The sequence below is a fragment of the Shewanella mangrovi genome (genome assembly GCF_000753795.1).
GTDB classification, from domain to species: Bacteria; Pseudomonadota; Gammaproteobacteria; order Enterobacterales; family Shewanellaceae; genus Shewanella; species Shewanella mangrovi.
Genome location: NZ_JPEO01000022.1, coordinates 17,572 through 38,969, shown reverse-complemented (window position 1 = coordinate 38,969; position 21,398 = coordinate 17,572). Strand labels below are relative to the sequence as shown.

The 21,398-nt window shown below is 48.7% G+C and carries 11 protein-coding genes; 4 read left to right on the top strand and 7 right to left on the bottom strand.

What is annotated here, in order from left to right; genetic code table 11:
- Positions 1-24 precede the first annotated feature (24 nt).
- Complete coding sequence (zntR, locus tag HR45_RS17200) at positions 25-459, bottom strand: Zn(2+)-responsive transcriptional regulator (RefSeq protein ID WP_037445459.1); 435 nt, start codon at positions 457-459, stop codon at positions 25-27.
- A 312-nt stretch (positions 460-771) separates the two neighbouring features.
- Here zntR and purH point away from each other — a divergent pair, with 312 nt between their 5' ends.
- Both purH and purD read left to right on the top strand, forming a co-directional pair.
- Positions 772-2,361 carry a bifunctional phosphoribosylaminoimidazolecarboxamide formyltransferase/IMP cyclohydrolase gene (purH, locus tag HR45_RS17195; protein WP_037445457.1) on the top strand — a complete coding sequence of 530 codons (1,590 nt, stop codon included), beginning with the start codon at positions 772-774 and terminating at the stop codon, positions 2,359-2,361.
- Between the two features lie 50 nt (positions 2,362-2,411).
- Positions 2,412-3,710 (top strand): phosphoribosylamine--glycine ligase, encoded by a 1,299-nt coding sequence (gene purD / locus HR45_RS17190; RefSeq protein WP_037445456.1) that lies wholly within the window; start codon positions 2,412-2,414, stop codon positions 3,708-3,710.
- A 62-nt stretch (positions 3,711-3,772) separates the two neighbouring features.
- On the opposite strand, the gene HR45_RS17185 is transcribed toward purD, so the two are convergent.
- Together HR45_RS17185 and hemE are read right to left on the bottom strand one after the other, a co-directional pair.
- On the bottom strand, positions 3,773-6,343 hold the full coding sequence (locus HR45_RS17185; protein WP_037445455.1) for a putative bifunctional diguanylate cyclase/phosphodiesterase: 2,571 nt from the start codon (positions 6,341-6,343) through the stop codon (positions 3,773-3,775).
- Positions 6,344-6,604: 261 nt separating this feature from the next.
- Positions 6,605-7,669: a uroporphyrinogen decarboxylase gene (hemE, locus tag HR45_RS17180; protein ID WP_037445454.1), complete on the bottom strand. Its 1,065-nt coding sequence runs from the start codon at positions 7,667-7,669 to the stop codon at positions 6,605-6,607.
- Between the two features lie 496 nt (positions 7,670-8,165).
- Between hemE and HR45_RS17175 the strand changes: the two genes are divergently transcribed.
- A complete protein-coding gene (locus HR45_RS17175) occupies positions 8,166-8,654 on the top strand; it encodes an Rsd/AlgQ family anti-sigma factor (protein ID WP_037445453.1) in 489 nt (162 codons plus the stop codon).
- 58 nt (positions 8,655-8,712) lie between these two features.
- On the opposite strand, the gene acnB is transcribed toward HR45_RS17175, so the two are convergent.
- Positions 8,713-11,310: a bifunctional aconitate hydratase 2/2-methylisocitrate dehydratase gene (acnB, locus tag HR45_RS17170; protein WP_037445452.1), complete on the bottom strand. Its 2,598-nt coding sequence runs from the start codon at positions 11,308-11,310 to the stop codon at positions 8,713-8,715.
- A 356-nt stretch (positions 11,311-11,666) separates the two neighbouring features.
- Between acnB and hxpB the strand changes: the two genes are divergently transcribed.
- The gene (gene hxpB / locus HR45_RS17165; protein WP_037445451.1) at positions 11,667-12,335 is read left to right on the top strand and encodes a hexitol phosphatase HxpB; all 669 of its coding nucleotides are present in this window, start codon (positions 11,667-11,669) and stop codon (positions 12,333-12,335) included.
- A gap of 79 nt (positions 12,336-12,414) precedes the next feature.
- Here hxpB and HR45_RS17160 read toward each other — a convergent pair whose 3' ends face one another.
- The 3 genes from HR45_RS17160 to HR45_RS17150 all read right to left on the bottom strand — a co-directional run bounded on the left by HR45_RS17160 (position 12,415) and on the right by HR45_RS17150 (position 21,310).
- Complete coding sequence (locus HR45_RS17160; RefSeq protein WP_037445449.1) at positions 12,415-14,472, bottom strand: M13 family metallopeptidase; 2,058 nt, start codon at positions 14,470-14,472, stop codon at positions 12,415-12,417.
- Between the two features lie 112 nt (positions 14,473-14,584).
- Positions 14,585-16,783, bottom strand: a complete 2,199-nt coding sequence (locus HR45_RS17155; protein ID WP_037445502.1) for a patatin-like phospholipase family protein — start codon at positions 16,781-16,783, stop codon at positions 14,585-14,587.
- 93 nt (positions 16,784-16,876) lie between these two features.
- On the bottom strand, positions 16,877-21,310 hold the full coding sequence (locus HR45_RS17150; RefSeq protein WP_037445448.1) for an EAL domain-containing protein: 4,434 nt from the start codon (positions 21,308-21,310) through the stop codon (positions 16,877-16,879).
- Between the last annotated feature and the right edge of the window lie 88 nt (positions 21,311-21,398).

Below are 21,398 nucleotides of genomic sequence, written 5' to 3'. Positions count from 1 at the left end.
CATCTCCCACAACGTCAGTGCGGTCTATTTACTGTAAGATGGCTGCATGTCGTCGGGTTCAAATGACTCTAATGCTTGCAAAATCGTGCAATGTTCTGCGCTATGCGGCCCACCACAACAACCATCTGATAAAATCTGTAATGACTGGCGAAACCGTTCCAACTCAGCAATTTTTTCACTGACTTTAACGAGTTTCTCATCAACTAACTCTTTGACATCGCTGCATACACGGTTGGCTTTATCAACTTCGATCGACAACAATTCTGCGATTTCACCTAACGAAAAGCCGACCGACTTGGCGCGTAAAATGAACGCTAAACGCTGATCATCAGCCTGATTGTAGGCACGGTAACCATTGTCTTGTCGCGCAGATGGTTGCAGTAAACCGTGCTTTTCATAAAAGCGCAGCGTATCGGTATTAATACCATGACGATTTGCCAACTCACCAATACGAAACATACTAAGCCTCGATGTTTGTCGGAGTATAAAGCTTAGAGTCTACTCCAAGGTCAAGAGAAGTTAAATGTAAACCAGTCTCATTTATATGTTCGATTTGCTGCGCTTTGTTCACGATTTGATATTGTGTAATCGCGTAGAAAAAACAACGGGGACAATGGATTTGCGGTAGAATACGCCCCCAGCTCGCACGCAGCCATAGGATGCGTTTTGAGGGATTTTCGTAAAGCAAGATTAACCTTGTAATGCAATAGCTTGATAAAATTGAGCTTTCCGAAAGATCCTTGAAACTAAAACTGGAAAACTGTACCCAAAATGAATAATGCCAGACCTATTCGTCGCGCCCTGCTGAGCGTATCTGATAAAACCGGAATCGTGGAATTTGCCAAAGCCCTGCACTCACAAGGCGTTGAGCTACTGTCCACCGGTGGTACTGCACGTCTGTTGGCTGACAACGGCATCCCGGTTATCGAAGTATCTGACTATACCGGTCACCCAGAAATCATGGATGGTCGTGTTAAAACCCTGCATCCAAAAGTTCACGGCGGCATTCTCGCCCGTCGTGGCATGGATGAGCAGGTAATGGCAGACAACAACATCGGCCCTATCGATCTTGTTGCTGTAAACCTGTACCCATTTGCTGCGACCGTCGCTAACCCTGACTGCACCCTGGAAGACGCTATCGAAAACATCGATATCGGCGGTCCAACCATGGTGCGCGCAGCAGCGAAAAACCATAAAGACGTGACCATTGTGGTTAACGCAGCTGACTACGATAAAGTGTTGGCAGAAATGGCGGCTAATGCAGGTTCAACGACCTACAACACCCGTTTCGATTTGGCGATTGCCGCTTACGAGCACACTGCAGCCTACGATGGCATGATCGCTAACTACTTTGGCACTATGGTGCCGGCGCACAGCGATGCTGAGTGCAACGAAGATTCTAAATTCCCACGCACTTACAACACTCAGTTGGTGAAAAAACAAGACCTGCGTTATGGGGAAAACAGTCACCAAGACGCAGCCTTCTATGTTGATCTGAACGCTGACGAAGCCTCAGTCGCCACAGCCACCCAACTGCAAGGTAAAGCGCTGTCTTACAACAACATCGCCGATACCGATGCGGCACTGGAATGCGTGAAAGAATTCGCTGAACCCGCCTGCGTTATCGTTAAGCACGCGAACCCTTGTGGTGTAGCGGTTGATAGCGACATCTTCGCTGCGTACGAACGCGCCTTTAAAACGGACCCAACCTCAGCCTTTGGCGGCATCATCGCCTTCAACCGCGAGTTGGACGGCAAAACCGCAGCGGCAATCGTTGAACGTCAATTCGTGGAAGTGATCATTGCGCCAGTAGTGAGCGCTGAAGCACGCGAAATCGTTGCCAAGAAAGCCAACGTACGTTTGCTGGAATGTGGCCAATGGGCCGACAAAACCACCAGCTTCGATTACAAACGTGTTAACGGCGGCATGTTGGTACAAGACCGCGATCAAGGCGTGATCACTGAAGCTGATTTGAAAGTGGTGACTAAACGCCAACCAACCGCTGAAGAGCTGAAAGATCTGCTGTTCTGCTGGAAAGTCGCCAAATTCGTTAAATCTAACGCGATTGTTTACGCCAAAGACGGCATGACCATCGGCGTGGGCGCGGGCCAAATGAGCCGCGTATACAGCGCGAAAATCGCTGGTATCAAAGCTGCCGATGAAGGTTTAGTGGTTGAGGGTTCCGTAATGGCATCTGATGCCTTCTTCCCATTCCGCGATGGTATCGACGCCGCTGCCGCTGCGGGTATCAGCTGTATCATTCAACCAGGTGGTTCAATCCGCGACGACGAAGTGATTGCCGCTGCTGACGAAGCAGGCATGGCAATGGTGTTCACTGGCATGCGCCATTTCCGTCACTAAGATTTTGCCGGCAGCGCTAGCCGCTGCCGTTTCAGCGAAGGGATAACTCTATGAAAGTTCTTGTTATTGGTGGTGGCGGTCGTGAACACGCGCTAGCGTGGAAAGCGGCACAAAACAACGATGTTGAAGTGGTGTTTGTGGCACCGGGTAACGCGGGTACTGCCCACGAGCCTAAACTGCAAAACATCGATATCAGCGCCACTGACGTGCCAGCACTGTTGGCCTTTGCCCAAGAAAATGCTGTTGAGCTGACTATTGTTGGCCCAGAAGCACCATTGGTAATTGGTGTAGTGGATGCGTTCCGCGCCGCCGCTCTCAACATCTTTGGCCCAACCCAAGCCGCTGCGCAGCTGGAAGGTTCAAAGGCGTTCACCAAAGACTTTTTAGCACGCCACAATATTCCGACTGCAGCGTATAAAAACCTGACCGAAATCGCACCAGCCAAAGCCTACGCGGCAGAGTTGGCCGCAGAAACTGGTTTTCCTGTGGTTATCAAAGCTGATGGCTTAGCAGCAGGTAAAGGCGTGATTATCGCGCAAGACCAAGCGGAAGCGGATGCAGCGATTGAAGATATGCTGGCCGGTAACAAGTTTGGTGATGCTGGTTCGCGCGTAGTGATCGAAGAGTTCCTCAAAGGCGAAGAAGCTAGCTTTATTGTGATGGTCGACGGCAAAAACATTCTGCCAATGGCCACCAGCCAAGACCATAAAGCACGCGACAACGCGGACAACGGCCCGAACACTGGCGGCATGGGTGCTTACTCACCGGCACCAGTAGTGACTCAAGACATTCACGACTGGGTAGTGGCTAACGTTATTCGCCCAACTGTGGATGGCATGGCCGCTGAAGGTAACGTGTACACTGGCTTTTTGTACGCTGGTTTGATGATTGCGCCAGACGGCACCGCCAAAGTGCTGGAATACAACTGCCGCTTCGGCGACCCAGAAACCCAACCGATCATGATGCGTTTGCAATCAGATTTGGTCGCACTTTGCTTGGCTGGCTGTAAAGGCGAGCTGGATAAAGTGACTGCTGAATACGATGCTCGTGCAGCAGTTGGCGTGGTATTGGCCGCTGGCGGTTATCCTGATGCGTATCGCAAAGGCGATGTGATTGAAGGTCTGTCACTCGGTGATACCAACGCCAAAGTGTTCCACGCTGGCACTAAGCTGGACGGCGAACATGTCGTGACCGCTGGCGGCCGCGTACTGTGCGCGACTGCACTGGGTAACACAGTGACCGAAGCACAGAAAGCCGCGTATGCGCTGGTTGATGAAATCCATTGGGATGATGTTTATTTCCGTACTGACATCGGCTATCGCGCCATTGCTCGCGAGCAGGCGCAATAACGCTTTCACTACGGCTTAGAAAAACGGCGCCAATGGGCGCCGTTTTTGTTGATGCAATCAGGTTACTCGTTTACAACATGCAGCGGGCTGACGTTATCACTCGCCACCAAACGTATCGGGTGCTGATATTGCGCTAGTGGTTTTGGTCGGCCAATGGCGTAACCTTGCGCATAGTTGATGCCGATTTGATTAAGTTTGTCGATGATCTCCGTGCTCTCAACAAACTCAGCCACTGTTTCAATGCCCATGGTTTTACACACATCATGGATGGATTTTACGATGGCAAAGTCACGAGCGTTACTGGCAATTTGCCGCACAAAGCAGCCATCAATTTTAACGTAATCTACCGGCAGTTCGCGTAAGTATCCATATGACGCAAAGCCGCTACCAAAATCATCCAGCGCAAAGGCAAAGCCCAGCTTGCGTAAATTCTGCAGCATCTGCATGGCACGTTGGCGGTTTTGAATGGCACTGGTTTCGGTGATTTCAAAACAGATACAACTGCTTGGCACATCAAAATATTGCTGTTGATCAGCAATATAGTCCAACATACCATCTGCGCCGAGACTGTTGGCCGAGAGATTAATCGATAAGGAAATCGAATCTATCAGCTCACGATGCTGTGACAACCATTCAAACGCCTTACGGATCACCTCTTTATCGACATCCGGCATTAACTTAAAGCGCTCGGCCGCGGCAATAAACTGTGCCGGCGGCAACACGCGTTCATGTTCGCCTTTGATGCGCAATAAGATCTCTAATCGCTGCCGCTTACTGACACCATTGAGTGACCGAATTTGCTGGAAGTACAACATCAGTTCACGTGTTTCAATTGCCTGAGTGATCCGATGCGCCCATTTCGGTGCATTACGTTCGTAGTTGAGTTGCTGATCGCGGTTATCATAAAAATGAATCTGATTACTGCCTTTACGCTTAGCGGCAATACAGGCAATATCGGCGTCTTTCAGCAGTTCTTGCGTCTTTGGCTTAGCGCCATGATAAAAAGCCACACCGATACTGACGCCAACGCGATAATGCACGCCTTCATGATGCACCACCTGTAAACTCACTTGTTGCGCAATCGCTTTGAGCATACGCGCAACCGTTACCGCCGAGTAGTCACGCATCACTAAACCAAATTCATCGCCGCCCAAACGCGCGAGCAATCCCTGGCTCCCCACCACTTGCGACATGGCTTTGGCGACCAGTTTCAACATACGATCTCCCGCCACATGACCACAGTTGTCGTTAATCAACTTAAACTGTTCCAAGTCGAGATAGCATACCGCCAAGGTACGAGCATGGGCGATATAGTGCGAGAGCTTACTCTCGAATGCGTGGCGGTTTAGCAGACCGGTACTGGCATCAATGTTGGCGCGGCGCTGTAACTCTTGTTTGAGTTGTTCCTCGGCGGTGATATCCCGTAATACCATCACCGAGCCAATCACTTCACCGCTTTCATTGCGCAAGTTGGTCAAGGCTCGGTCAAGCAACAGCGGTTGCGGCAACTTAAGCCGTAATTTGCGATGCTCAATGAGATGACTGGCAGATGCCATAAACTGTTTTAACTCAGCATCAAGGCTATTTGCTACATCGAGTAATTCTCCCACCGACACAGGTTGCTGAGACAACGGCGCGACTTGCAGCAATTTCTCCGCCTGCGGATTCATGTAGGTAATCTTAGTATCACGGTCGGTAACGATCACCGCTTCGGCGATGGCTTCCAAAGTAATACGCGAACGAGCTCTATGTTGGGAGAAACCATTCACAAGGTTATTGATACTATCGGTCAGCGCATCAAACTCGCCACTGCCATGGGTTTCAATTGTGGTCAGTCGCTGCTCTGAAGGGTCTATCGCCTGTATTTGCTGCAATAGCTGAGCAAAAGGTGATAACAGAGAACGTTTAAGCCACACATAGCCCAAGTACACAATAGATACGCCACCTAACAGTAGCGCCAGCACAATGAGTGTATTTCGCCATGCCATGAGTGCAAAAAGATCGGGCTTGTGTTCAATTTCCAGTACTAGCGGCTCACCCGCGACCGAAGTGACCGCAATATGATCAAAGTGGTCATTATGGGAAACTAATGGTGCCTCGGCAGCACTGACAACACGAATCTGTTTAGTGAGCTCACCTTGCCCCAACCCCGCAAAATATTCCGTTGCCAGAGTGCGCGTCACCACAATGAAGTCATCTTCATCTAAGCGTGAGTAACCAATTAACATCGGCTGCTGACCAGCAAACATCGCCCCCCAGCCAAACTTGCCCAGCGAATGCAGTTGTATCAACGCTTGCGCGATTTGCGGATTGACAGCTTGCTGGCCTAAGCGCTGCAAATGATTTGCTTGCAGATGATATACGTCGACATTGTATTTAGATAACTGATCCTGCCAAAGCTGTTGTAGCTGGGCATTATCAATTTCAGGAGAATAGAATTGCGCCAACGTCAGTAATCGATGAGCATCCGCCTCGAATCGATTCAATATTCGTTGATTTTCCTGAAGCTGCATCTGTTGGCGATGTGTTTCCACTCGGTATTCAAACCATTGGTGTAAACAGTAGATCACCACAAACAGCGCCGGAACACAGAACGCTAAAATAAAGGTGCGAATTTTATCGCTTAACAACATACAGCTTGCCCACCAACATCATCAGTACGCCTTGAGTAACGTCATCACTGATAAGACGGGCGACCATTGCCCAGGATTCTTCCCTAAAAATCCATTTTGAACGTGCTTAGCCTAAAATTTTAACTCAGCATGCCAAAAACCGCGCCAATTGTATTGATTTAACGCATCATATTGAACCATTAATCATTAAATTTAACGAAAAATGGATTAAAAAAGCCTCCGTTTGGAGGCTTTCGTGGTCAAATACTAGGCTAGCACCCGTTATTTATGGTATTTGCGTGATAACTCGTGTACTGACTTCACAAATGCGCCAGCGTGCTCTGGATCCACGTGTTGGTGAATGCCGTGGCCCAAGTTAAATACGTGGCCAGTACCTTCACCATAACCTGCCAAAATGCTCGCCACTTCTTCCTCAATACGTGGAATAGGCGCATACAGTGCTGATGGGTCCATGTTGCCTTGCAGGGCAACTTTGTCACCTACGCGACGACGGGCATCAGCAATGTCGATAGTCCAATCCAGACCCAGTGCGTCAGCACCAGTTTCTGCCATCGCTTCCAGCCACAAACCGCCACCTTTAGTGAACAGGGTTACGGGTACACGGCGACCTTCAGCTTCACGAGTCAAACCGTTGATGATTTTCTGCATGTAACGCAGTGAGAATTCACGATACGCCGCGTGAGAAAGTGCACCGCCCCATGAGTCAAAGATCATCACAGCTTGGGCGCCGTTAGCGATCTGTGCGTTCAGGTACAGGGTGACTGAATCAGCCAGTTTGTCTAACAGCATATGCAGTGCTGCAGGCTCTGAGTACATCATACGTTTGATTTGTTCAAACGCTTTGCTTGAACCACCCTCAACCATGTAAGTTGCCAGCGTCCAAGGTGAACCAGAGAAACCAATCAATGGCACATCACCGTTCAGTTCACGGCGAATGGTGCTTACCGCTTTCATCACATAACCCAGTTCATCTTCTGGATCAGGAATTGGCAGCGCTTTGATGGTGTCGATAGTGTTAGCTTTACGTTCAAAGCGTGGGCCTTCGCCCGCTTCAAAGAACAGACCTAAGCCCATTGCATCTGGCACAGTCAGAATGTCAGAGAACAAAATCGCCGCATCTAACTCATAACGACGCAGAGGTTGCAGGGTCACTTCGCAAGCTAAATCAGCATTGCGGCACAGTGACATAAAATCACCCGCTTGCGCACGAGTTGCTTTGTATTCTGGCAGATAGCGACCCGCTTGGCGCATCATCCACACAGGCGTAACGTCCACTGGCTGCTTTAACAGTGCACGCAAATAACGATCATTCTTCAATTCTGCCATTTGGCTGTCCCTAAAGGTTGTTTGTGCTGTTGTGCTGGTGCGCTAGTTTAGCATTTGCTTCGCTAATGTAACCTCTGATCGCGTATTTCTGTGACCATCAACAGTGAATATTCGCAACTGGTGAAATTTCAAACAATTTGCAGAGAATCAGCCACGGATCACGGACTGGAATAAAAGCGGGCGCTGAAGCGAAAGCTTAACCACTATATGACCAAAAACAGTTGCACCGGTTCCCGCCCTTTGGTATAAAAATTCTGCGCTAGCAAGAACAATCAAGAAGCTCGTCACATCGAGCCCGTTAAAATTTTCCTCGCCCAGCTGTAGTTATCTGCCGCTGGGCTTTTTATTTGGCAGATGTTCTCAAGCCAAACCATCGAACTTCCACCATAGTCTTCGCGGATTTATAGACTTTAGTCGCTCGGGATAGCGAAGAAAGTTGCCAAGCGGAGTCGAAGTCGCCTAAATTTAACTAACAATGGCGGTAAGGAGTCTCATAATGCTGAAACAACTCGCTCAAGCCGAAGAAAAATGGGGTGGCGCTAGCCGATTGATTGATCGTTGGTTGCAAACCCGACGCGAACTACTCATTCAATACTTCCAACTCGCGGGATTATCCCGTGGAACTGCGCCTGAAAATAGCCTGCCGGGACTACAGCAAGTCCACCAATTTTGTGATCATTTAGTCGATTACATTTCAGAAAGCCACTTTCGCGTCATCAATCAAATCATGCATTCGTTTGCTGAAGGCGAGCATATTACCGACCGTCTGCTTCCAGAAGTAATTGAAACTACAGATAAATTACTGGATTTTATCGACAAATATTCCAGCGCCGAAAATGACGATATGTTATTGGCACTCGACGAAGACTTAGCCGAGCTGGTCAATGTGCTGGAAACCCGTTTTGAACTGGAAGATCGTCTCTTACAAGTGCTCTACACCTATCGCATTCAACGGAATGAAAGCCAACAGGCCGTAGCGAATTAACGCAAAACGAGCATTAAAAAGGCCAGCAGCTGCTGGCCTTTTTTGCGAACTTAGTCAGTTACACGGCAGTTTGAAAAATCACTTTTTCTGCTTTGTCGGTGTAAGCTGGCAATTGGTCAAAGTTCAGGTAACGATAGGTATCAGCGGCAGTCGCATCAATCTCTTTCGCATACTCTTGATACTCTTCCACGCTTGGCAGACGCCCCAACAATGCGGCTACCGCAGCCAGTTCAGCTGATGCTAAGTAAACGTTAGCACCAGTTCCTAAACGGTTCGGGAAGTTACGGGTAGAAGTCGACACGACTGTGGCCCCTTCCGCAACCCGTGCTTGGTTACCCATACACAGAGAACAACCAGGGATTTCGATACGAGCACCCGCTTTACCAAAAATGCTGTAGTAGCCTTCTTCGGTCAGTTGATCGCGATCCATCTTAGTTGGTGGTGCAATCCACAAGCGTGTTGGCAGTGTGGTGGCGAATTTGTCGAGCACTTTACCGGTAGCACGGAAGTGACCGATGTTGGTCATACATGAACCAACGAACACTTCATCAATCTTAGTGTTCGCCACATCTGACAACAGCACAGCGTCATCTGGATCGTTAGGCGCACACAGGATTGGCTCTTTGATTTCGTCCAGATTGATCTCGATAACGGCCGCGTATTCAGCGTCAGCATCGGCTTCCATCAATTCTGGGTTTGCCAACCACTCTTCCATACCTTTAATACGGCGTTCCAGTGTACGGCGGTCGCCATAACCTTCAGAGATCATCCACTTCAACATGATGATGTTGGAGTTCAGATACTCGATGATCGGCTCTTTATCCAACTTAATGGTACAACCCGCAGCACTACGTTCAGCAGATGCATCAGACAGTTCAAATGCTTGTTCAACTTTCAGATGTTGCAGACCTTCAATCTCAAGGATGCGGCCAGAGAAGATGTTTTTCTTACCTTTCTTCTCAACGGTCAACAGACCCATTTCGATCGCTTTGTGTGGGATCGCATGTACCAAGTCACGCAACGTGATACCCGGTTGCATCTTACCGCTAAAGCGTACCAATACAGATTCAGGCATATCCAGTGGCATTACGCCAGTAGCGGCAGCAAATGCCACCAATCCAGAGCCTGCTGGGAATGAGATACCAATTGGGAAACGGGTATGCGAGTCACCACCAGTACCGACAGTATCTGGCAGCAGCATACGGTTCAGCCATGAGTGGATAACACCATCGCCAGGACGCAGCGAAACACCTGCACGATTCATAATGAAGTCAGGCAGGGTGTGGTGCGTGTTCACATCCACTGGTTTTGGATAGGCGGCAGTGTGACAGAATGACTGCATCACCAAATCAGCACTAAAGCCCAAACAAGCCAGATCTTTCAGTTCGTCACGGGTCATAGGACCAGTAGTATCCTGAGAACCCACAGACGTCATCTTAGGTTCGCAGTATTGGTTTGGACGGATACCAGCAACACCGCAGGCTTTACCCACCATTTTCTGGGCCAGAGTGAAGCCTTTATCAGATTGTGCAACTGCACCTGGACGTACGAATACGTCAGAAGCTTCCAATCCCAGAGCTTCACGTGCGCGGTCAGTCAGACCACGGCCAATAATCAATGGAATACGGCCACCTGCGCGAACTTCATCCAAAATCACTTTGGTTTTCAGCTCGAACTCAGACACCACTTCATCGCTGTCATGGCGAGTAACTTTGCCTTCATATGGGTAAACGTCGATAACGTCGCCCATTTCCATCATGCCAACGTCTAATTCGACAGGCAGAGCACCAGCATCTTCCATGGTGTTAAAGAAGATAGGCGCGATTTTACCGCCGAAGCAGAAACCACCAGCGCGTTTGTTAGGCACATAAGGAATATCGTCACCCATCAACCACAATACTGAGTTGGTCGCTGATTTACGTGATGAACCAGTACCCACAACGTCACCGACATACACCAGCGGGAAACCTTTTTCTTTCAAGGCTTCAATGGTTTTGATTGGGCCAACAACGCCAGGCTGATCAGGTTCGATACCATCACGGGCGTTTTTCAACATAGCCAATGCATGCAATGGAATATCTGGACGCGACCATGCATCAGGCGCTGGTGATAAGTCATCGGTGTTAGTTTCACCAGTGACTTTGAATACAGTCAGGGAAATTTTGTCAGCCAGTTTAGGACGGCTCAGGAACCATTCGGCATTTGCCCATGATTCAACGATGGTTTTAGCATAGGCGTTGCCCGCTTCCATCTTTTCCACAACATCGTGGAACGCATCGAACATCAACAGAGTGTGCGACAACGCTTTCACCGCCAAAGGCGCCAGCTTGTCGTTATCGAGCGTTTTGATCAGCGGTTCAATGTTGTAACCGCCCTGCATGGTACCCAATAGTTCAACAGCGTGCTCAGCGGTCAAAATCGGAGAAGTAGCAGTTCCATTGGCAATAGCGTCTAAAAACCCTGCTTTCACGTAAGCAGCTTCATCCACACCCGGTGGAATACGATTTTCTAACAGATCTAAAATGAATTGCTCTTCACCGGCAGGTGGGTTTTTGATTAACTCGACCAGTTCGGCAACTTGTTGGGCATCCAGCGGCTTGGGGACCACGCCCTCTGCAGCACGCTCTGCGACGTGTTTACGATATGCTTCTAGCACGGCAACATTCCTCTTTGTTTGGCGCTTAGCGCTCTGACGACCACCCTTCTGTCGTTTCCTGGGGCAGCCCATACAGGTGAGACCCGTAATTTCCGGGCTGAATTATACAACAACTTTGCAAAAGTATGAATCAGATCACACATGGATGAAGGGTGTCCGACGGTGGATCTTTAAACGCGCTAACACTAAGTCCTTAAACTCTATAAAGATATTAGACGATAGTGGGAAAATTATACATCCCCTTACATTACAGATAATTAGCGTGATGTGCAGCCTTGAATTTTGTTTTGCTTTCCTTTAGGGATATCGGATAACCTGCAATTTTGTTGATGAAAATAGAGTCAGGACCGAGTCAAATGCAGTATCCCGCACTTCGCGCCGTAATTTTTGACATGGATGGCGTCTTAATAGATTCCGAACCTGTCTGGCAGCAAGCCGAATTTGAAGTCCTTACCAGCTTCGGACTTCCCGTTACGCGTGCCGACATGACACAAACAACAGGGCTGCGTATCGATGAATTAGTCAGTTTTTGGTACGACCGCTTTCCAGCCATCGATTTTGATAAACACGCCATGCAGCAATTTATTATTTCACGTGTTGTCGAATATATCGAACAGGATGGGCAACCCATGCTGGGTGTTGAAGCAGCGCTAAGCCATTGTCGTGATGCCGGTTTAGCTGTGGGATTAGCCACGTCCTCCTCAAGCCAGATTATGAATGCGGTACTCAACAAGTTGGACATTCGCTCCTTCTTTGCGGTGACACAGTCCGCCGAAGCGCTGCCTTACGGTAAACCACATCCTGATGTCTATCTTGAATGTGCCAAAAAGTTGGGTGTTGCCCCTAAATACTGTCTGGCGGTCGAAGATTCGTTTAATGGTCTGATTGCGGCGCGCGCCGCTAGTATGCAGGCGCTGGTTATCCCAGAAGTACAACATCAAGGCGAAGCACGTTGGCAAGCTGCGCACTTCCAAGGCGCTTCACTGCGGGACTTGCCGACGCTACTCGACAAATTTCAAATCTAGACGAATAGGTTCGCTTTACTCAAAATACCGCAATAAAAAAGCCACCCTAGCGGTGGCTTTTTTCGATAACGTTAACGTATTACCAGATTTTAACGCGTTGATCTTCTGGCAAATACTCTTTATCTGTTGGTTTCAAATCAAACGCTTTGTAGAAACCTTCTACGTTGCGAGGAGTCCCCATCGCCCGGTAGTGGCTTGGTGAATGTGGATCGGTCAGTAAACGACGCACCAATTCTTCTTCACGATAGTTACGGCGCCATACCTGTGACCAACCGATGAAGAAGCGCTGATCGCCTGTCAGGCCATCAATAACCGGTGCCGTCTGGCCGTTGAGGCTCAAATGATATGAACGCAGTGATACTGTCACGCCGCCCAAATCACCAATGTTTTCACCTAGGGTCAAATCACCATTGACGTGCTTGCCTGGCAAAGGTTCAAAGGCGCTATATTGTGCCGACAAGGCCTTACCACGTTTTTCAAACTCTTCGCGGTCTTTGTCAGTCCACCAGTTACGCAAGTTACCATCGCCATCGTACTTCGCACCTTGGTCGTCGAAACCGTGGCTGATTTCATGGCCGATTACGGCACCAATGCCACCATAGTTCACCGCATCATCGGCTTCCATGTTAAAGAATGGCGGTTGCAAAATAGCGGCAGGGAATACGATTTCATTACCGACTGGGCTGTAGTAAGCATTCACTGTTTGTGGCGTCATGTGCCATTCAGTGCGATCCACTGGCTTACCGATTTTGTTGAGCATGTCATCGTATTCAAACTGTGCGTAACGTTGGTAGTTACCCACCAGTTCATTCGGCTTGATGGTCAGATTGCTGTAATCTTTCCACTTATCCGGATAACCGATTTTGTAGGTAAACTTAGACAGTTTTTCTTGCGCTGCCTTCTTGGTTTCTGGCGTCATCCATTCCAGTTCATTGATGCTAACTTCAAAACCTTTAATCAGGTTTTTGATCATCTGCTCCATACGTTGCTTCGCTTCAGGCTTGAAGTTCTGCGCTACGTATTCTTTACCCACCAGTTCACCAATCACTTGGTCAGCGCCGTCAACCGCTTGCTTCCAACGCGGTTTCTGCTCCTGAATCCCCATCAGAGTTTTACTGTGGAAGTTAAAGCTTAAGTCGGCAAATTGTTTGCTTAGCTGTTCTGCGTAGCTATCCACCAAATGGAACGCTAAATAGTCTTTCCAAGCTGAGACGGAGAATTTATCAAATTGGCTGCCCAATTTTTCGAGGTATGAAGGCTGGCGGACGATAACTTCGTTCGTTTTACCCAATAAACCAGCACTTGCCGCAAAGGCGTTGAAATCGAAGTCGCCCGTCAGTTTTTGCACATCGGCAATCGACATCTTGTTATAAGCCTTGTTGGCATCACGTGATTCAACGCGACTCCACTGACTTTGTGCAATGAACAACTCGATATTAGCCACGTTAGCTGCCGCTTCATCAGCATGCGGATAACCGGCTGCCGTCATCAGTGCCTGCACGTATTTGCGCATCGCTTCGCGGTTAGCCACCATCTTTTCGTCATCTTTCAGATAGTAGTCGCGGTCAGGCAGTGTTAAACCGCCCTGATACAGGTAAACCCCATATTGCGATGAGTTTTTGGCGTCGTTATTAACGTAGAAACCAAAAGGAATAGAGGAACCACTGGTCAGCAGTTTGCCCATGATGCTTGCCACGGCTGCGTGATTAGACAGTTGAGCAATTTCGTCGAGCTGCGCTTTCAGTGGCGTAATACCAAGTTGCTCTACTGTCGCCGTATCCATATAGGCGGCGTAAAAATCACCGATTTTCTGTTCGGTGGAGCCCGCCTTTTTATCAGCTTTCGCGGCCGCAGCTTCAATAATGCTTTTTAGAGCTTTCTGACTTTTTTCGTACAGTACGGTAAACGCACCGTAGTTAGATTTATCAGCAGGGATCGGCGTATTAGCTAGCCACTTGCCGTTAACGCTGTAATAGAGATCATCCTGAAAACGCACAGAGGAATCGAAGTTAGCAGATTCGATTCCTGAGACTTTTTTAACTTCTACTTGCGTTTGCGGAGCTTGTTGCTGACTGCTACAAGCAGTCAAACCAAGGCTGAGGGCAATACCTACAGCAACAGTGCTGAGCTTTTTCATGTGGGTTCCGTTCTCTGTTTATGAAGGAATAACTATAGCAGTATTAAAATTTAACACTGCTATCGCCACACTCGAAAGCATATTTTGTAAGATTGTTTTTGCAGTAAATTACTTAAAAATTCTTACCGATAAACAAATACATAGCTTGTTCACCATCGTCAGTCAGGCCGATACCTAAAGCGGCTGGACCAAAGGCGGTATTGGTACCGAGGTACAAACTGCCTGCGTAAATCAGGTCATTCATTTGGATTTTATCAGCGTTGCCCCAGACATTGCCCGCTTCAATACTGGCGCCCAAGTACAGGGGGTAATCTTGCATACCGAGGACATCGCGGCCTAAATCGTATTGGTAGATAAATGCGCCGAATACCTTTTTGGCCCCCGCCAACGAGTTTTTATGGTAGCCAGAAAGATTTAAGAATCCCCCTAAATCCGTTACATAGGCGCTAAATTCACTATCGTTGTCGATGGAGGCATAAGCGGCTTTGCCCACAAAAGCATGATTTCGGACACTGACCACGCCTTTCCAATCCGCCTCAATTTGAAAAGTTCGCCCAGGGTCTGGCATGCCAGAATAATTTTCTTCGCGCAGGTACAGATTAACGCGGAAGCGGTTACCTGAAGTTGGGAAACTGATGCTGTTTAGCGAATCGTAGCCCACACGTAAGTAGGTGCCATAACTGGTAAAATCGATATCATCGATCAGGGCACGATTACTGATACGACCGGCTTCACCGTTAATCCCGAACTCGACCATTCCCACCGAAGAAAAATTGAATCCGAGCCCCAGTTCCAGCGCATGCGCTTCGCGCTCTAATTGATAGTAGAGCGAATTACCTTCAAAAAATTCCCAATTGTTCACCAGATAGCGATATTGAGCACGGCTATAGACGTGTTGGTCAGCATCCAGTGGCTGGTAGAACTCACTGGAGAGCATTTTTTCAAACCCCATGCGCACTTCATTGCGCCACTCACCACCATTGGCGGTGATATCTGTCATATTCAATGCCAAGTCGATTGTCAGCGACGAATCGAGTGACATATCGTCTTCCCAATTAAAACCAAATTCTAAGTAATTCGGCCCCCACGACTTAGCCTTGGCATCAACGTTCAGCACCCGTCCTTCCGGTGTATCTTCAAATTCGGCAGTCACTCGCTCAAATTTATTCAGGGAGTAGAGACGACCGACCGCTTTATCTAACTCGTTGCGATCAACGACATCACCGGGATGAATGTTTAATACTTTGGTCAGTAACCGAGTATTGACGGTAGAGTCATTACTGAATTTTACGGCAATGAGTGGCTGCTTAGCGGCATCACGCCAACGCGCTGCAATCTGCCGCTTATGTTGTTGATAAGCAGTAAATTCATCGTCTGACATTGCGAGCATTTGCAATTGAGCCAGCTGAGCATTCGCCGCCGCTTCGCCCGCCTTGAGCGCCTCTGGCATCATAGAAAAATCGGTGGTACTCAGCGTGTCGACCGCTGGGCGAATGAGCACATCATCTTCCGTGAGCAGCGCCTTTTGCCGTTCAGTACTAGCATTGGTTAGCATGGTCGACAACTGATTAAGGATCGCCAGTGCGCCATTGAGTTGCTTCTTCTTGACTAAGCTGGAGCCAATATCTACCGCAATCACAATGTCAGCGCCCATCGCCTTAGCAACATCGACGGGCATGTTGTTGGCAATACCACCGTCCACCAGCAACTTGCCATCAATCACCGCTGGCTGCAGCGCGCCGGGAACCGTGGCTGAGGCTTGCATCGCTTCCACCAAGCTGCCGTGGCTTAGTACGACGGCTCGGCTCGTTTCTAAATCGGTGGCGACGGCACGGTACGGAATCGACAGGTCATTAAAACTGGTAAAGCGGGGAATAAGCCCGGCAGTGGTCCGGTACAAACGCGACATTGTTTGTCCCAGCAAAATACCTTGAGGGGTTTGCACTTCTCCATCACGGATCCCCATATTGATCGGGATGTTAAAGCGATCGCGCTGCTGCTTCTCACGGTACGCGAGCGCTTCACGCGGAATAGTATCTGAGTAACCACTGTCCCAGTTTTGCGCCATCATCAGCTGTTCGATTTCTGCAGCGCTGTAACCCAACGCATATAAACCGCCCACGTATGCGCCAATACTTGTGCCAGCGACGTAATCGACGGGAATATGATGTTGTTCGAGTACCTTAATCACGCCCACATGCGCTGCGCCCTTGGCTCCACCGCCACTCAGCACCAGCCCCACTTTCGGTCTGTCAGCCAACGCGGCAAAAGAAAGTGAGAGGCCAAGAATACAGAAAAGAACTCTAAGAATTAACGCCATGCGCCTAGTGCAATGTGGGGAAATTTGGCGAATATAGTAGCAGAATCCCTGTGACATGAATCAACAAATTGCCATTATCCGTGGTTATTGTTTCTCGGCGTCGCGCTCAGCCAACCACGCCATCAGCGCTGCTGCAGGCATGGGTTTGCAGAAATAATAACCCTGAATGACATAACAACCTCGACTAAAGACTTGCTCCAGTTGCTCTCGCGTCTCAACCCCTTCTGCGACTACTTTTAGCTTCAGGTTACGCGCTAATTCAATAATACTGCTCACAATCGCTTGGTCGGCGCTGTTGCTGGCAATATCGATAAGGAATGAGCGGTCAACTTTGAGCGTATTCACTTCAAAGTGACGCAAATAAGCAAGCGATGAGTAACCAGTGCCGAAGTCATCAATGGCCACTTCAATGCCCATCGAACGTAACTGCTGCAGATGCTGCCGTGCCACATGCAGCTCTTTCATTAATACGCCCTCGGTAATCTCCAGCGTCAGTTGCTCAGCTGGCATACCGGTTTGCTTCAAGATTTGCGACAGAGTGTCAATAAAGTCCGGTTGGCGGAAATGTACTGCGCTGATGTTGACCGACATACGGAAGCTGTCATCAGCTTGGCTCCAACAGGCGCCATCAACACACGCCTGCTGCAACACCCAACGGTCAATATCAACAATCAAACCGCAGCTTTCTGCCACTTTAATGAAAATGTCTGGCCGCACATAGCCATCGTGAGGATGCTTCCAGCGCAGCAGTGCTTCCACACCGGTCATACGGTCATCTTGCAACAGGTCAAACTGACCTTGGTAGTGCAATTCAAATTGATTGTGCTCAATGGCTTTGCGTAAATCGCCTTCCAGACGCAGATGATATAGCGCCTCGGCATTGCGTTCGCGTGAGTAATACTGGAAGTTGCCACGCCCTTCATCCTTGGCGTGATACATCGCTTGGTCGGCATTCTTAATCAAGGTTTCGGACTGACGCGTATCGTCTGGCCAGATACTAATGCCGATACTGGTAGAGATAAAAAACTCGCGACCGAACAGTTTGAACGGACTGGAGATCTGTTCCAGCATCGCTTCACAAATCCGATTGATATAATCAATGTCACCACTGTTCACCAACACCACAAATTCATCACCGCCAAAACGACAGAGAATTTCATCCTTACGCAACACGGATTGCAGACGATTGGCCGCCTCGACCAACAGCGCGTCCCCCATGCTATGACCATAAGAATCATTCACTTGTTTGAAGCGGTCGAGGTCGAGAAATAATAGCGCCAGCTTTTGTTGTTGATCGTCGGCGCGCATCATCGCTTTTTCCAAACGGTTAGCGAATAAACTGCGATTAGGTAAGCCCGTTAACACATCAAAGTTAGCCAACTTACGCAGCTCAGCTTCCGACTGCTTTCGTTCACTGATATCAGAAAAAACCAACACAAAATACTGCAGTTGCTGACGCTCATTCTTGATGATGGATACGTTCAACCACACGGGCAGATGCTGTTGATCATGGGTAATAAAATCACGCTCGCCAGTCCACGTATCACTGCCATCGAGCAACTCAATAACGGTTGCTTTACCACCATCGTGACGGAAGATAACCTCGCTCACTGGCATTCCTGAAATCTGACTATCACTCAGTCCGAGCAGGGACTCGGCGGCCTGATTACTCACTTCAACCCGTTCCAGAGCATCGAGGATTAACACGCCTTCGGTGGTGTTTTCAAATGCGCGCGCCAACAGCGTCACTTCATTTTCTAATACGCGAGTTTCGGTGATATCACTGTAAATGCCCGCAACTTTGAGCACTTCACCGGTCTCATTATTCACGTTGACCGGCCGACCACGCACTTTTAACCAGCCCCAAGTGCCTTCAGCCGTGCGGTAGCGATATTCACAGTCAAAAAATTCTTGCTCTCCCTTCAGCATGCGAAACCACTGTTCTTCCACCTGAGATCGGTCATCAGGATGTAGCGGTAAGTCAGGTACCTTCATCACCAATTCCGGTAACTCTGAATGCAGTACATTGCCGTGATTTTGCATGTAGAGGCAATCATCCTCATGGTGCCATTCCCATAAGTCAGACTCACTGCCACGCAATGCCTGACGTAACCTTTCATCGCTAAACACCAACGCGCTATTGATGGTTTGGAAACGCTTCACCTGATGATGGCGGTAGATGATGATCGAAATCAGCGCTAACAGTAGTGCGGTAAGCAGTAAGAATTTAAACCATGGTGCTTCCCACCAATATAAATGCACCACAAAGGGGAACTGCAACGGTTGGAGTTCCCAAAGTCCGTTATTTTTGCCAATAACTTCCAGCAAGTATTGGCCAGCGCTGAGTCCGGCAATGTTAATTTGGGTTTGATTTTCGAGTAGTAGATACTTGTTTTCTGCCGTGGTGCCTAATTTCTTGATTCGGTATTGAAAGCTGAAGTTATCTTGCTGTAAGTAGTCAAAATTACTCAGTTGGAAGTTGACGAGCTTCGCGCCTGGATTGACCACCATATTCGCTTTCGGCGCCAAATCGCGAGCGATGTCATCATCATAATAGACAGCAACCGACTCTAAAATGGTGTGAATATCGGGCACACGCTTTTTCATCTTGGCGACGTCTAACAACATGGTGCCGGAAGGCGTTCCAACAAACAGACCATACTGCGGGTCCATTAACATCGCACCTTCATTTAAATCTTTGGCGATAAGGCCGTCGCTGTTATCAAACAACGAGACGTCGCCCGTCAGCTTGTTCTGTCGAATAATCTTGTTGGCACAGCCAGCGATCCGAAAGTCATCGGTTTGGGTAACAAAATAGACGGTACGGCAATCGATTTGCCAGTCATCGCTTAAGTGAGAAACCTGCTGCGTATTGAGATTGTATTGCAACAATCCGGTCTCGCGTGACGCCAGCCAATACTCATCGGTTCCTACCTGCATCATCTGGCTAATCTTCGGCGATGGCAGCTGTGGAGACTGTAAATCGTCGTGTTTAGAAATAAATCGGTCACCGTCAAAATAGCCAAAGGTGCTATCACCGACGACCCAAATACGCTGCTGCTTATCGGCGCTCACCTTATAAATCAAGCGGCTGTTTTCATTCGCGGCACGCGGCAGCGTGAGCTGCTGCAAGGTTTTTGCTGCTGGCTGCCAACGAAATAAGCCTGCGGTAGTGGAAATGAACCATTGATCTGCGTGTAGGAATAAATCAAAGACCACTTGACCGCGTAGCTGCTGCTCATCCAACCAAGCTGTCGCTGGGACTTCAGATAAGGTCGTGGTGTCCACTATCGCTAAGCCGTTGGTCGTCCCCAACAGCAGATGTTGCTCATCAAGAGGTTGCATCACATAGATGCTATCGCTCGGCTTTAACGAGGTAAAAGTGACCCGCTTTGCTGTATGACTCGTCAAGTCAAATTGAGATAAATTGCCGTCGCCTCCAAGCCATAGGTGATGCTGTTGTCGTAACAATGACCAAGTTGTAGCAACCAGCTGATTGGTATCGTTTTTAATCTGAATCTTATCTTTAATAAAGGTTGGCGCATCGGTGGCAATCGCCAGTGGTTGCGAAGGCCCAGTTAGCCATAACAGATTATGGTGATCTAACATTAACCAGCTTACCGACTCGATACCCACCTTTTGCGTGAGACGCTTGGTATAGTTTTCTACCACCCCGCTGTCGGGGTGATATTTGAGCAGTCCGGTATTCGCGACCACCCATAAATTGCCGTTGCCGTCATCGACGATATCGTTAATTTTGTAGGGTAGTGTCGGCACCTTGTGAAGTTTGCTATTGGCGATATCGGCTTGGTACAAACCATAACGACCACCGATCCAGATGCGCTGTTGCTGGTCTTGGTAGAGCGCGGCAATCCAGCCCAGCTGTTCATCCCAAGGAAAATCTTTGAGTAATTCGCCCTGCAGGTTATACAGCCCAAGGTGTTTCCCGTTACCCAGCAGCAGTTTGTCACCGACTAGCTGCAAGCGACTCCAGTAGAATTCCTTATTTTCCGGCAGGGTAAATAACTTAGTGATGGCACTAGCGCCTTGTGCCAAACGCCAGATACTGCCTTTATCCGTCAGTAGTATCCATGAACCATCCTCGAGTTGCTGCGCCCGCAATACAGCACCATCCTGAAACTGCTGCAGTTGCGGAAGCTCAGCCAATTTGTGAAAGCGATTAGCCGCAACATCGTAGAGGTAGGTTTGATATTCGGAACTGACCAGAAGCTTATGCTCGCCAACCGGACGCACGAGCGTTAGATACTGCTCATCAAGTAAGGATTGACCTTCCTGACGGTCAATACGGCGGATGACACTATTACTGATACGATATAAACCGTCTTGTGTGGCTAGCCATACAAAACCGTCCTGATCTTCAGCAAGTGAATTGATGTTATATGAACCAAGTCCTTCTCTCGCGGTAAAGATGCGCTGAATGAAATCATCCTGAGCTTGAACCGGCGCGATATTGCACAGCAATATCAATAGCAGAGGAAACAGTAGCAATCTTTTCATCCGGTACTCAGTCGCCCGCGTTGTTCGTTGGTTTTATGGGCTAATTATAATGCTCACGCACGCTTATAACAGCTAAATAACAAAGTTA